General features: G+C 69.1%; 11 protein-coding genes and 1 pseudogene. 7 read left to right on the plus strand and 5 right to left on the minus strand.

All coding sequences use genetic code 11. The features are described 5' to 3' along the window. Positions 1 to 1,158: 1,158 nt before the first annotated feature. Positions 1,159 to 1,323: a hypothetical protein gene (locus tag SAM23877_RS39900; protein ID WP_159041949.1), complete on the minus strand. Its 165-nt coding sequence runs from the start codon at positions 1,321 to 1,323 to the stop codon at positions 1,159 to 1,161. Positions 1,324 to 2,372: 1,049 nt separating this feature from the next. On the opposite strand from SAM23877_RS39900, the gene SAM23877_RS35935 reads away from it, so the two are divergent. The 4 genes from SAM23877_RS35935 to SAM23877_RS39905 all read left to right on the plus strand — a co-directional run bounded on the left by SAM23877_RS35935 (position 2,373) and on the right by SAM23877_RS39905 (position 5,680). After that, a complete protein-coding gene (locus SAM23877_RS35935) occupies positions 2,373 to 3,176 on the plus strand; it encodes an alpha/beta fold hydrolase (protein WP_053125662.1) in 804 nt (267 codons plus the stop codon). Then, positions 3,176 to 4,462: a PP2C family protein-serine/threonine phosphatase gene (locus SAM23877_RS35940; RefSeq protein ID WP_053125660.1), complete on the plus strand. Its 1,287-nt coding sequence runs from the start codon at positions 3,176 to 3,178 to the stop codon at positions 4,460 to 4,462. The genes SAM23877_RS35935 and SAM23877_RS35940 overlap by 1 nt, the downstream gene beginning before the upstream one ends. 467 nt (positions 4,463 to 4,929) lie before the next feature. Next, positions 4,930 to 5,418, plus strand: a complete 489-nt coding sequence (locus tag SAM23877_RS35945; RefSeq protein ID WP_053125658.1) for an ATP-binding protein — start codon at positions 4,930 to 4,932, stop codon at positions 5,416 to 5,418. 100 nt (positions 5,419 to 5,518) lie between these two features. Then, positions 5,519 to 5,680, plus strand: a complete 162-nt coding sequence (locus tag SAM23877_RS39905; RefSeq protein ID WP_159041948.1) for a hypothetical protein — start codon at positions 5,519 to 5,521, stop codon at positions 5,678 to 5,680. A gap of 269 nt (positions 5,681 to 5,949) precedes the next feature. Here SAM23877_RS39905 and SAM23877_RS38705 read toward each other — a convergent pair. From SAM23877_RS38705 to SAM23877_RS35960, 4 genes and pseudogenes are all read right to left on the minus strand, one after another. Beyond that, a pseudogene (locus SAM23877_RS38705) lies at positions 5,950 to 6,144 on the minus strand (phosphopantetheine-binding protein); the annotation flags it as partial. Positions 6,145 to 6,289: 145 nt separating this feature from the next. After that, complete coding sequence (locus SAM23877_RS35950) at positions 6,290 to 7,177, minus strand: septum formation family protein (protein ID WP_053125657.1); 888 nt, start codon at positions 7,175 to 7,177, stop codon at positions 6,290 to 6,292. Positions 7,178 to 7,273: 96 nt separating this feature from the next. After that, complete coding sequence (locus tag SAM23877_RS35955; RefSeq protein WP_244902872.1) at positions 7,274 to 7,615, minus strand: DUF6087 family protein; 342 nt, start codon at positions 7,613 to 7,615, stop codon at positions 7,274 to 7,276. 749 nt (positions 7,616 to 8,364) lie between these two features. Further along, positions 8,365 to 10,407, minus strand: a complete 2,043-nt coding sequence (locus SAM23877_RS35960; RefSeq protein WP_174532277.1) for a TerD family protein — start codon at positions 10,405 to 10,407, stop codon at positions 8,365 to 8,367. A 575-nt stretch (positions 10,408 to 10,982) separates the two neighbouring features. Between SAM23877_RS35960 and SAM23877_RS35965 the strand changes: the two genes are divergently transcribed. From SAM23877_RS35965 to SAM23877_RS35975, 3 genes are all read left to right on the plus strand, one after another. Beyond that, positions 10,983 to 11,168, plus strand: a complete 186-nt coding sequence (locus tag SAM23877_RS35965; protein ID WP_053125651.1) for a hypothetical protein — start codon at positions 10,983 to 10,985, stop codon at positions 11,166 to 11,168. Further along, the gene (locus tag SAM23877_RS35970; RefSeq protein WP_053125649.1) at positions 11,165 to 11,866 is read left to right on the plus strand and encodes a restriction endonuclease; all 702 of its coding nucleotides are present in this window, start codon (positions 11,165 to 11,167) and stop codon (positions 11,864 to 11,866) included. Before SAM23877_RS35965 ends, SAM23877_RS35970 begins: the two co-directional genes overlap by 4 nt. Positions 11,867 to 12,734: 868 nt before the next feature. Continuing rightward, complete coding sequence (locus tag SAM23877_RS35975; RefSeq protein WP_053125647.1) at positions 12,735 to 13,271, plus strand: hypothetical protein; 537 nt, start codon at positions 12,735 to 12,737, stop codon at positions 13,269 to 13,271. The last annotated feature ends 79 nt before the right edge of the window (positions 13,272 to 13,350 follow it).

The raw sequence follows: 13,350 nt of genomic DNA on the forward strand, positions 1-13,350 counted from the left end.
GCATACGGGGCGCAACGTCCTGCCCCGTGTACGACCGTCCCATCCGAGGACGCCCGACGTGGATGCGCGCACCGCAACTCGATGGCGGACAAGCTTCTGCCCCCGCTCCGGGGACAGCGGCGCGGCCCTCCTGGGTTGGCTCGCGGTCCGCGGCTCCGCCGACTGCCCCTGAGGGCCTGCCGTGGCCCAGGCCGGTACATGGTGAGGCGGCCCCATCCGGGGGCCGGGCGGCCGGGGACGGTGAGGCCGAAGGCCGCCCGGCAACAGACGAGGTCCTCAAGATCGGCTCCCCGGCCGCCGGACAGCGACGGGCCCGCCCACGGCCGGGCTGAGCACCGAGACCGGGCGCGGACCCCGCCGCCGTGGTCATACAGCGAACAACTCGGCCAGGCGAGAACAAGCCGCCACTCATCTGCAGATGTCGGCGACAGGCAGTTCAGGCTGACCACCCTCCCGCGGCCGCGGCCCGCCCCCATTCCCGGATCGCCGGCCGCAGTCACAGGCCCACCGCCCGCACCGCGCCACGGCCGGTACTGCCCCAGACCCCGCTGACGACGGCAGCTTCGCCTGTATGGAAACGACCAGCCGGTCAGCGAAGGGAGCATTTTTCCGCCACAGGCCCGGGAGTGATGTTTGCGAAGGCGGCCCTCGCCCGTCAGCGTGCTGTCTGGAGCAACTCCCTTTCATCACTGGCGGCAAGCCGTAGCGTCTGGTTCGGTCTATCACTGGGGAGGCGAATCGATGATGGAGACCGGCACGGATCCCACCCCTCTGCAGGGGGCCCGGTACCGCAGGTACGTCGACCACATCCAGGGCTGCACCATGTGCGGGCGCACTCGCTGCCCGGTAGGCCAGGCGTTGTGCGCCGCCTACCTCGCCCACGCCCGTTCACCCGTCCGCACAGCCCTGCCGGCTCGCGGGAGCGGCTAGACCTGCCGAGGTGTGCCCACGCCCCAGCGCGGCGGAGCCGGCGGGCTCCCTCCCTGCGGAACCGGGCACGGCAGCCGCTCGCCCACGGGCCGGGTACGACAGGCAGAGTCCACCGCCTGGCGCCTCCTTTCCCGCGGGCGGGTGGAGGGTGTCAGGGCATGAGTGAGAAGACGAGCGCGGCCGTGACGGTGAGTGTGGCCACGGTCAACATCACGTCCCGGATGCGGCTCAGGTGCTGCCGGCACGCGAATCTGCGGCGGTGGGCGTGTACGACGGTGAGGGGTGTGACTGGTGCAGCGCGGTGCACCACGGGCACGACAGCGCGTCGTTCAGCCAGTAGGCCCCGGTCAGTTGGGCGAAGACCGGCTCGCTTTTCTTGCTGCTGCGGATCATGTCTGGACAACGCCGTGCGATGAGGCCTGGTACCGCGGCAGGCTGGACTGTGGTCCTTTCGCTGCCCCCACGGGGCCGGGATTGACGCGGCATCGGCATGCTCGGGCGGCCACACACCATCGTCACCCGGGCAGACGGAACATGCAGAGGGCTGGGAGCGGCTGTGCAGCGCCGTGGGGGAACGAATCACTGCTACAGCCGCCCCATGGCAGGGATGCCCACCGCCGTGGAGGCCAATCCCGGAATCACACGCGTGGCGGAAAAGGGTGCGCCTCACAACGACGGGTCCGAAGAAGCAGGTCGGACTGCGCCCTCGCCTGCTCCGGCGTGGGGCCCAGACCGTACTCGGGATGCGCGGCCGCGAAGTCCGGGAACCGGCCCCTCCATTCCACGGGCCCTGCTGCCCCTGTCGGTCCGGCGCGCGCCGTGTTCGTTCACGCGGCCTGGTCCCAGTCGTCGTGTGTGTCGTGCTGGCCAGGCGTTCCCTGGGACGCCACGCCGATTTCCACCGGCGCGAGCCCGCACTGCCCGAGACCGGGACCACTGGCAACTCCCAGAGCGCACAGGGCGATCGAGAAGCTTGACAACTCGAACACCGACTCCGGCCTGGCGGATGCCTTCCCGGAGGACGTCAGGGAAGCGCGCCAGCGGTACTACATGTCGACATCGCCGTGATCTGGGGGAGTGAGACGGGCCCGGACCGCGGGCGAGGGGATCGGGGCACCGTTGGGGCCCCTCCCGTGCGACAGCACGGCCGCACGCGCCGCCGGGGCGGCCGCGCCACCCCCGATCGGGTCTCCGCCATCGTCAGCCCCCGCAGGGATGCGGACAAGTAAAGCCCACTGGACGCCGTCGCCCCGCCAGGCGAGCCCGGGGCGCCTGGCCCGCACCGTGGGTGCCGTCTGAACCGTGCAGCCCCAAGACGTCCGGGTGACAACCCTGTTCCGTGGCATAGCGGGCATGCACGGTGCAGATGAAAGCCACCGGCCGGGGCACGGGGCGGTCCGTGGGCGTGACGAGGGGTGGACAGGGCCTGAGACAGTGGGGGGATGGATATCGAACGCAGGAACAACGTCACGGTCACCGGTAACCCTCGAGGGCGGGCGGTGGTGCTGGCGCATGGGTTCGGCTGTGATCAGAACATGTGGCGGCTGACCGTGCCCGCCCTGGCCGACGATTACCGGGTGGTGCTGTTCGACTACGTCGGTGCGGGTCGCTCGGACCTGTCCGCGTTCTCAGAGGACCGCTACGCCTCGCTGGACGGTTACGCCCAGGATGTGGTCGAGGTCTGTGAGGCGCTCGATCTGCGTGATGCGGTCTTTGTGGGGCATTCGGTCAGCGCGATGATCGGTGTGCTGGCCACTGGGATGGCGCCGGAGCGTCTCGGGGCGCTGGTGATGGTCGCTCCGTCCCCGCGCTACGTCGACGACGACGGCTACCGGGGCGGCTTCAGCGCCGAGGACATCGACGAACTGCTGGCGTCTTTGGAGTCGAACTATCTGGGCTGGTCGGCGGCGATGGCACCGGTGATCATGGGGAACGCGGACCGGCCCGAGCTCGGTGAGGAGCTGAAGAACAGCTTCTGCGCCACGGACCCGGACATGGCCCGTGTCTTCGCCCGGACTACGTTCCTGTCGGACTCACGGGACGACCTGCAGGCGGTGACGGTGCCGACGCTGATCCTGGAGTGCACCCAGGACGTCATCGCTCCCCGGGAGGTCGGCGCCTTCGTCCACCAGACGATCCCCGGCTCGAAACTGGTCACACTCGACGCGACCGGGCACTGCCCGCACCTGTCCGCACCCGAAGCCACCAATGAAGCGATCACCGACTTTCTGGCGCGCCTGCGGTGATGCGCCGCACTGGGCAGGAGCCCGGCCCGCATGACGCAGACAACAACAGAACACCGGACGCGGCATTCGCCGCGCTGCTGGAGGACAGCGTCGAGGAACTCTACGAAAGCGCGCCCTGCGGGTATCTGTCCACGTTGATGGACGGCACCATCGCCAAGATCAACACCACTCTCCTGGACTGGCTCGGCTTAAAGGGTGAGGCGGTGGTGGGCCGGATGAGGTTCACGGACCTGCTGACCGTGGGCGGCAAGCTCTACCACGAGACGCACTTCGCACCGCTGCTGCGGATGCAGGGCGAGATCAATGGCATCGCCCTGGAGATCAAGCAGGCAGGCGGCGACCGCATACCGGTCCTGGTCTCCTCCGTCGTCAAACACGGCAGCAGCGGAGAACCCCAGCTGATCCGCACCACCGTGTTCGACGCCCGCGACCGCCGTGCCTACGAGCAGGAACTCCTGCGAGCCCGCAAAGAGGCGGAAGAGGCGCGTAAGGAGGCGGAGGCTGGCCGCGCCCGGCTGCAGGACGCCCTGGCTGTACTGCAGCAGTCGCTGCTGCCTGCCACCCTGCCCCCGGTGCCGGGAGTGGCGGCGGCCGCCCACTACCGCACCGCCTCCCCGGACCGGCTCGGCGGTGACTTCTACGACCTCTTCCCCCTCGACACCGATCGCTTCGCCTTCTTCCTCGGCGACGTGTGCGGCAAGGGCCCCCAGGCCGCCGCGGTCACCTCACTGACCCGCTACACCCTGCGCGCCGCCGCCCTGCACGACCCGGAGCCCGTCTCCGCCCTGAGAACCCTCAACCAGGTCCTCCACGAGCGCTACACCGGCGGTGATCCGCGCTACTGCACTGCCATCTTCGGCACCCTCGAACCGGACTCCGCCACCGGGCGGGTCACGGTCCATCTCGCCTCGGGCGGCCATCCCTCGGCCCTCGTCCTACGCGGCAACGGGAAGGCCGAATTCCTCCCTACTCCCGGTGGCCTCCTCGTCGGTGTCCTGCCTGCCGCCTCTTTCACCGCCGCCACCACCGTCCTCGATCCCGGGGACACTCTGGTGCTGTACACCGACGGCCTCACCGAGGCCCGTACTGGCGCGGACCGCACCGCCCTCTACGGAGAAGAGGCCCTGCTCGCATTCGCCGCCGACCACGCCGGCAGACCCGCCCATGACGTGATCCAGGCCTTCACCGGTCTGCTGGACGACTTCGGTGACGGCCTCGACGACGACACCGCCCTCCTCGCCCTCGGCGTCCCCGCCCCCGCCCCTCAAACCGAAACCACCAAATGAGCCCGCTGAAGACCACCACCCACCACGCCACATCAGGACCTGTTGCGGACTCAGCGGCGACCTCGACCACGCCACCGCCGGCGAACTCCGCGAACTGACCACCACCCTCACCCTCCAGCCCGGCCAGCGCCTCGTCTTCGACCTGACCGGTCTTTAGGTCTGCAGCTTCAGCGGCATCACCCCCTGATCGCCGCCCGCAACCACGCCCACACCGCCCACGCCGATCGGTATCGCACTCGCCGCCGTCCCCGACTACACCCTGCACATGCTGCACATGGACGGCCTCGACCCGATCTTCCCCCTCCACCCCAACAGCGACGCCGCCGCGCACCACTGACCCGCGCAAAGCGGCGCCTACCCCGATGGGCGGGCATCGGACGTGTCCGCGGTATGCGCTCACGTCTCCTGGGTACGCGACCGAAGCACAACCCCCCCACTGAACGGCGAGCACACTGAGAGAACCCCACATGGTCGTCACGCTGAGCAAACAAACGGCAGATGGCACGGACAAGGAAACCCCGCTGTACTACGGCGCGACCTGGGACGATGGCGCGGCGCAGGCTGCGGACGCCCGCCGGTCCGTACGCGCCCTCCTCGCCCACGCCCCGCGAACCGGGCACGCCATGGTGCCGCCAGCTCTGGCCATGGACGCCGAGCTGGCCGCCAGCGAACTGATCACCAACGCCATCCGGCACGCTCCAGGCGCCTGCGGGATGACCCTGCGCATGTCCAGGCAAGAGCTGACGATCACCGTGTGGGACAGCTCCACCGAGCAGCCCACGCCGAAGAAGGCCGACCCACACCGCATCGGCGGCCACGGACTGCACCTGGTCCAGACCGTCAGCGAGAAAGTCGTCGTCGCCCTGCGCGCCACGGGAAAACTGATCACCGCTCACCTGCCCGTGACACCGCCAAGCATCGGCAGCCCTCTGCTCCCCTCCGCCATCCCGCACTGAACCAGCCACTTCGCCCTGGCAGCACCCCCGCCCGGTTGAGCGGCGCGGCCATCCTGCGCGGTCTGGTGAGTAGACCCACGCGAGTGGCACTCAGTGTTCGATGAGAACGCGCAATCTTCGCTGCGACAGGAACCCGCCCAAAGGGTGGAAGGACGAGCTGACCGAGCGCTGGAAGACCCCGCGCCAGGACGGCATACCACCGCCGCCCCCGCCCACCCCGGCCCCGGCCGGCTTCGCACAGGAGGCGCTCGACTTCGGCTGACGAGACGACAACGGGGCCGGACAGGATCACCCGCCCGACCCCGCTACTTGCCCACACATCGCCGTTCAGTTCCCTGAACCTCGAATGGGCAGGTGGGCCGTGGACGGAAGTCAAGAGATGAAGGAAGAGCCACCATCCAGCCCGTTTGGCCCCTGGTTCAGAAACCGTCCGGACGTCTCAGAAGTCACCTGACTCGTCAGTGACCGAGATTCCCTGCCAGAAATTGATCCTCACGCCGCCGTCGTTGATCGACTTGTCCCCGGCGCGGGTCAAGGGGCGCTGCCTGTGCCGTGCCAGCAGTGCTCACGGCAGCCAGGAGGATCACAGACGGTACGGCGACCCAAGCGGCTGCTGTGATCTGCGGGATGGCCCTTCCGCTCGTACTCCTCGGGGATTTGCACGCCGAACTCATTCTCCAGAGCGGCCATGAGATCGACGACGGTCAATTCATCGGCTCCGAGATCATCGTGGAAGTCGGAGAAGGTTCACCTTCACCCTGCTGCACTCAAGCTGCTCGCCGATGATCTGCAACCCGCGATCTTCGATGTGCCCCCGCAGGGAGGAGACGCCGATCCGAGCCTGCCGGCCGGCGCCCGCCCCTCAGATGTGTCAGCCCGCCCAGACCTCGGCCTCTTCGGCCGGGACGGTGGTGGCCAGGCCCAGCTCCTTGCGGGCGGCGACCGACTTGTTCGGGTCGATGCCGGTGAACGCCGGGTCGTAGGCGGCGTAGAACGTGTCGGCGTCGGCGGCGTCCGCGGCCTTCTGCCAGTCGCCGGCCGCCTTCGCCAGCGTCGAACGGAGCGTGCCGACCTCGGCGCCGTCGATGCCGTTCAGGCCCTCGACGTGGGCCTGGAGAGCGGCCGCGACAGCCTTGGCCTGCGCCTTGTACCCGGGCAGGTCGGCCTCGACGGTGTCCTTCTCGGACTGGTTCGCCCACAGGGCCTCGTAGACCGCGTTCGACCCCTTGAGGTACGTGAGCTGCTCGGGCTTGAGGGAGTTCGCGGTGTCCAGCGTGCCGTTCAGCGCGCCCTTCGCGGCGGTGTAGGTGCAGCTCACCGAGCGGTCGCCCGTCGCCCAGCTCTCCGCGGTCGGGGTGTAGTAGAAGAGCTCGGCGCCCTTGGGGAGCGCCCAGGTGTCCGGGGCGTACTTCTGCGCCTCGAGCGGGCAGCGGGTGTCCGCGACCGCCGAGACACCGTCGTCGCCGGGGTACTTATTGCCCTCGTCGATTTTGAATTCGCCCACGACCTGGCCTTCGTGCGCCTCGTCGCAGGGCACGATCTCGACGGTGTACGCCGTCCCCTCGGCCTTGCCGGACGGGTTGTAGCAGTCACCGGTGTCCAGCGAGAACACCGAGCGCTGGCGGGCCACCTTCTTCGCGCCGTCCTTGGCGCTGTCGACGGCGTCGGTGACGTCCGAGCACCCCACCGCGCCGATCGCGAGCAGGGCGGCAACGGCGGATATGCCGCGAAGGGAACGATAGGGGGCACGGACAGTCATGACGTGTACATCCTCTTACTGGATCTTTACATGGGGTATGCGGATCGTATGCCATCTCTGCGCCCGGCCGTGGCCCAGTGCCTCGAGGGCAGGCCCTCACCTCATCGCGGCGTCAGACTCGGGACGAGCCGCGAGGGTTGTACGGCACGGAGTCGGCGGCACAGGCCCGGCCAGCCGATCGCCCCGCTGGCGTCGAGTGCTGCGTGCTGGCCGTCGACGGTGTAGCCGGCGCGGGTGGTCAGGGCGAGAAGGACGAGCGGGCCCGCCAGGCCGTGGGCGAGCCCGAGCTGGGCGTGCCTGGATGCCGCGGGGCACGTCAGGATCGACGTGGGTGCCGCGCTGGGTCTCCTCACCGAGCGGAACGGCGCGACGCTCGCCCGGCGCAGGGCGGCGCTGAGCACGGCGGACTGCCCACTCGTCGAGGGGCTCGTCTTCCATGGGCTGCTCCCTCTGTGTCGCCACTTGCCCAGTGCGCCGTCGACGCCGCCTTCGGGGGAGTCCTGAACAACGTGGTGGGGCGGGCCGTGCAGAGGTGGAGTCGGGGAACTCCGCGAACCCGCCCCGTTCACCGGCCGCCTGTTCTTCGTCTGACCGGCCGGTGAGTCTGCCGGCCCGCTCCGAGACGTTCCGGGTCTGTGGGGGAGGCGTCCCGTGCTGGGATGCTTTCCCGACCGACGGCCTCGGCAGGAGGCCGTCGGGGCAAACGGGCTGAGCCCTGGGCGGCGCATTGGGTCAGTTCCTGCAGCAGCTCATTGTGCGCCCAGGCCGTAAAGGGTGCCGTGAACGCCGTACAGGGGCACACTCCTCGCCAGGAGCACCATCTGAGCACGCTGGCACCCGCCGCCTTGTACAGGCTGAACAGATCGGGCGCCCTTTCTTGCACCTTGGTAAAGCTGATGGTCCCAGCGCGTTCACTGCTCTTCATCGAGATCACTTCGCCCGGTTGCACCTGCTCCGCTTCTGAGCAGGTGCAACGGCCGCCTCCTGACTGCACATAGCCGGCTCCCTTGTTCAGCCTGCTGATGGTCCTCGTCGGGATGGGCTCCTCGACACTCTGGCCTGCCTCGTCCCAATGCCACCCGTTACGTGGCGCCGGTGTGAGGTGTCCTCTTGTCGGCGGGGTGCGGGCATGCGAAAGAGAACAGCTCACGGAACCCAGACGCTGGCCCCGCACCTGGATCCTGGCGTCATGCGGTCGTGGCGCGCTCCCGAGATGAAGTCCGGTGCGCTGCCGGGGCGTCGAGGTGGGCGACGACGGTGGTGTAGAAGCGGTGTACGGCGTCGTCGACGCTGCGGATGAAGCCGGTCTCGGCGCTGCCGCGGCCGCTTCCCATGCTTTTGAGCAGGGACAGACGGAACCCGGTGATCTTGGTGCTGTTTTCCTTGGGGAGGAGGTCCGCTGGTTCGGGGCGGAGGCGTTCCAGGGTTCCGCGGGGACCTCCCGTTTCGCTGTCGGTGAGGGTTTCGATATGCAGGTCCGCTGGTGCCTCGGCCAGGCGTCGGACGAGTCGCTTGGCCCAGCTGAGTGGATAGCCCTGCTGGGGGGCGGGGATTTCGATGGAGGTGCGCAGTCTGCCGGTGCGCAGGTCGGCGCTGACGGAGAGCACGCCGGGGGTGTTGTCGATGCGCACTTCCGCCTGGAGCCGTCCGTCGAGGCAGAGTTGGTCCGCGAGGCGGTCTCGGCGTTCCTTGGGATTGGTTCCGCGTTTGGCGCGCTGAACGGGGAGTACCTTCTGCCCGAGTTCGCCGCCCAGCCTGAGGCAGACCTGGCGGATGAGCCGCTCCCAGTTCTCGACCACTTCCAGCGCCCGGGTGTCGCCCTGGCAGAGGGTTTCGTCGTCGATGCCGTTGCGCACGGGGACCCAGGCAGGGCCCATGTTCTGGAAGCCGTGGCATCCGGAGTTGTCGTGCTGCAGGTAGTGCAGCAGTTCTTGCAGCAGCCAGGCGTGCGCGGCGTTGCTCACTCCCTCGTGTCTGATCAGCATCTGCGCCTGATGGGCGACTTCCGCCCAGGACAGATGCCAGAGGGCCACTTTGTGCTTGCGGCGCTTGTCGACTTTGACGTCGACGAGGGGGCTGCCTTCCAGCGCGACATCGTTCGTCAGTGTGATCACTGCCTCGTAACCACGGCGCGCTGCGATGTCCATGTAGGCCTGTACCTGGTCTGGCTTGAGCGGATTGCCGTTGGTCTTCGTTTCGACCAGCGCGGTCCACAACTTGCCCGCTCGTTCCACGCGGATCACCCCGTCCGGGCGCCGCGGGCTGTCACCGTGGGGCAAGGAGACCTCCGTGAACGTCTCCATGCGGCCTGCCGGAGCTCCGAACCCTGCAGTCAGCCTCCTGCTGAACTCTGGCACCTGCGCCATCACCGACAGCAGCACCGAGGTGGCACGCATCTCGCGGTCCCGGTCGCTCTTGAGTACCGAGACGGGGAAAAGTCTGGCCTCCTTCCAGGAGTCGTTCTCCGCCAGGGACTTCTTCACCGTCTTGGGAAGGATGACCTTCTTCTTGGCCGTGCGGGGGCGAGCGGTCGGCCTCTTCGGCTCGGCTGCTTCCGCCTCAGGCCGGCGAGGAGCGGGAATGGCCTCCAGGGCCGCCTTCTGGGCCTGCTCCTCGACCGATGCCGAAGCCGTTGCAATCGCCTGCTCGCCGACTTCGGCGGTGTCGAGCGCTGCTGCCGCCTCCTCAGCCGCGTCGTCATCGATGTCGACACCGAAGTCCGTCGCCAGCCCGGCAAGCCCGGTTTCGTAGCCCTGCCCGACAGCACGGAACTTCCAGTCCTCGCCCCGCCGGTACAACTCGCCGAAGATCACCGCCCCGACCGAGCCGACATCGTCGACGGCGAAGCGCAGGAGACTGTCACCAGCGGCGTCGGCCAGCGTGATCCGTACGTCCTCCAGTTCACCGAAGCGGGCCCCGTCGTACCTGCTCGCCGCGACGACGATCCGGTCAACGCCGGGCGGTACCGCGGTCAGATCGAAGCTGATCCGGTCCTCGCTGCCGTCCGACGTCGGCGTCTTGCCCAGAAGCTGCACGCTTCCATCAGCGGCCACCGGATGGTTGTAGAAGTAGAAGTCGCTGTCGCTGCGCACCTTGCCGTTCGCGTCCAGGAGCAGGACCGACACGTCCGCGTCACCCTCACCCGTAGGGCTGACCCAGCCCAGGCTGACAACCACTGAACCAACGTTGTCGCTCAGATCCGCGAGGGCCACGTTCGAACCCTTGATCATTTCCTGCACAAAGCCCCCAACAGTGCACCTTGGGCATACGGAGGACTCCGTATCACCTGCCCCCATGCGCGACACAAGTGGACGAGTCGCGCGGAGAAAACTGTAGTACGCACAGAGCCCGATCGTGGAGGTTCTGTGAAGCCAGAAGTGCGGTTGAAGCGCGCTAGCTCCGCAGCCACCTGAGACCGCAGCAACTGGAGAGCCTCATGAAACGACTCCTGGTCTTGACACGGCGTCTGCCTATCCGTGGCGTGCTCGGCTGACGACCGAGGCCAGGAACCGGCACCGGCGCGGCGACTCCACGCCCAGTCAAGCGATGTTGGCCACAGACGTGCTCGGTAGCCGGCGCTGGGGGGCCCGCGTCTTGTCTGGCCTGGCCTGTTCTCCCCTTTCTTGATCACCCGGGGTGCTGATGTGCTGACGCTTTGTCAGTGGCTGCTGGCAGCATGGCCTGGTGTGGGGGAAGTTGTGACGAGGGGGAGGCGTGCATGCCTTTAGTGCGGTCGTACGTGCGTTCTGACGGGACACGGGTCCGCGCGCATTCGCGGTGGGCGCCGGGTGCAAGACGAGAAACGATGATCTTCAGCGTGGTGGCCTTGGCCGTGGTCGGCCTGGGCAACAGCAACATCTCCGCGGGCGGAGGGGATACCCCGCGGCCGCTGACCACGGTCCAGTACCCGATCCGCTTCGAGGACGCTCCCGCCGTGCGGGCGCCGCAGCCGCGTCCCACCATCTCGTACCCGATCCGGTGGGAGCGGTGACCCGCCGGAGGCCGCCCGCGCGGCGGCGCAGCCGACGGCCCTCCCGCAGGCAGCAGCAGCGCGACGCCCAGCTGCTCGCCTACGCCGCGGCAGCCGCCGCCGGCATCACGCTGGTCGTGATGGTCGTCAACTGGCTGCTGGCCCACTGGTGGGTCCTCGTCGTTGCCCTGGTCCTCGCCGCCCTGGCGGGCGCCGGCTGGCTCTACCACCGCCAGCAGCAAACCCGCTGGGAGGCGGTGCGTGCCCAGGGCCTGCGCTACGGCCTGCCGCAGCTGGACGCCCTGCACCACACACGCTTCGAGGACGCCGTACGAGAACTCATGCAGCGTGACGGCTGCCGGGATGCCCAGCGGGTCGGCGGCCGCGGCGACCTGGGCGCCGACGTGAAAGCCACCGACCCCTACGGGCGGCGCTGGGTCATCCAGTGCAAACACCGCCGCAACGGCGCTCAGGGCTCACCGGTGGGCACACCCGACCTCCAGGTCCTCAACGGCACCGCCCGCCAGGTACACGGCGCCGACGTCGCAGTGATCATCACAAACGGTCGGGTGACCGACCCCGCCGCCACCTTCGCCAGGCAGCAGCGGCTGCACGTCGTCGACCGCCAGACCCTGGCCGTATGGGCAGCCGGCTCACGCCCCCTGTGGGAGCTTCTGCGGGCGGTGCCGCCCCCGCGCCGCCCGACCTCGCTGAGCTGAACCGTCGCCTACCAGTGGAAGGGACCCGGCCACCCGGTCGGGGCCCCATCCTCTGGAGATACACCAGAAGTTGATGAGACCGGCTGTGCTCGCTGCCGCTCTCCTGGTCCTGTACAAGGTCCGCGCCACCACCGACGCCATCACCGCTCCCCTCACCGAGCCCCGCACACTGCTGCTCGGACGCCACGTCACACGGGCGCCTTGCGCAACACCGGCCGGACCACCCCCTCGCCCGCTCCGCGACCGCCGCGCTCGCGGAGGTCCTGGCGCCGGCGGCGGGCGTGCATCCGTGAACGGGCCGCACGCTGACCGCTGGGTGAGGTGCGCGCGACGTCCTGGGCACGAGCCGACCCCGGCCAGAGGGCAGTACTACGCCGCAGAGCTGTCCGCCCTCGGACTGGCCGCCGAGGGCCGACCACCAAGGCCCGATCACGGTCACGAAGTGACAACACCGCCCCCGACCACGCCCGCAATCCCACCACGGACCTGACCGACAACCCCACCGACAACTGTCCCCACCCGCCCACCACTTGCTGGCATAGCCGCAGGTCACCACGCACACAGTCGCATGGCCGGGAGCCCGGCATCCCCCTCTGCACCCCCTGCGCCGGCCCCGGCCGAAGGAAAAGAGATAGGAAACGGGAAAGGGACGGGGCGGGCGGCGCGGTGCGCGGCCGGGGGACCGGAGCACGGCCTTGGTAGGCGGTGCGCGTCGGCCGGGGCCTCCGCGCTCCGGTGCCGCGGGAGCCGGGCGCTCGAGGAACGCCGAGCGTCGGCCGGAGGAGAACCCTGCGCAACAGCACGGGCAGCGGCTCCCGCCTCGGGCACGGTGGGAAGCGCTGTCAGTGCCCGTTCATAGGATCAGGGCATGCCCGATGCTTTCACCGTCTTGTGGACCCATGACACGTGCCGTGCGCTGCGCAAGGCGGGCCGAGCAGGGGAGCGGCCACCGGTCGCCTTCAGCGGCGTTCACACCTCCCTGCCCGCGTGGACGGGTGCTCGTTCCGGAGACGAGGTGTACGCGCTGCATGTCAACCGGCGCGAGGTGTTCGTGGTGAGCCGGATGCGCGTGGTCGACCGCGAGCGACGCGGCTGCTGCGGCCCAGCTCCCGCAACGTGGGAGGACCCTGCGTATCCCGGGCACGATGACTGGTCGATGCTCGGAGCCGGTGGCTGCGGCGCGCAGGCGGTACACGTGGACGCGACACCCGTACGCTTCGACGTGCCGGTCCCCGGAGAACTGCTCGGGAGGCTGGCCTGGCGCAACCGCCGAGACCAGACCCGCAACCTGAAGTACGTGGTGGACGGCCGCCTCGAGAACTCCGTCAGCCTTCAGGGCTTTTACCGCCTGACCCCGGAGTCGGCGGACACGCTGGCAGAAGCCGTCGGCAGCGCCCTCGCCTGACGGCGGCACATGCGTGAGGAACGGGATCACACCCGCTCCGGCGACCCGGCCTTGTCGGCCGACTACGGCAGCAGGTGCT

It is taken from the genome of Streptomyces ambofaciens ATCC 23877 (assembly GCF_001267885.1).
Classification (GTDB): domain Bacteria; phylum Actinomycetota; class Actinomycetes; order Streptomycetales; family Streptomycetaceae; genus Streptomyces; species Streptomyces ambofaciens.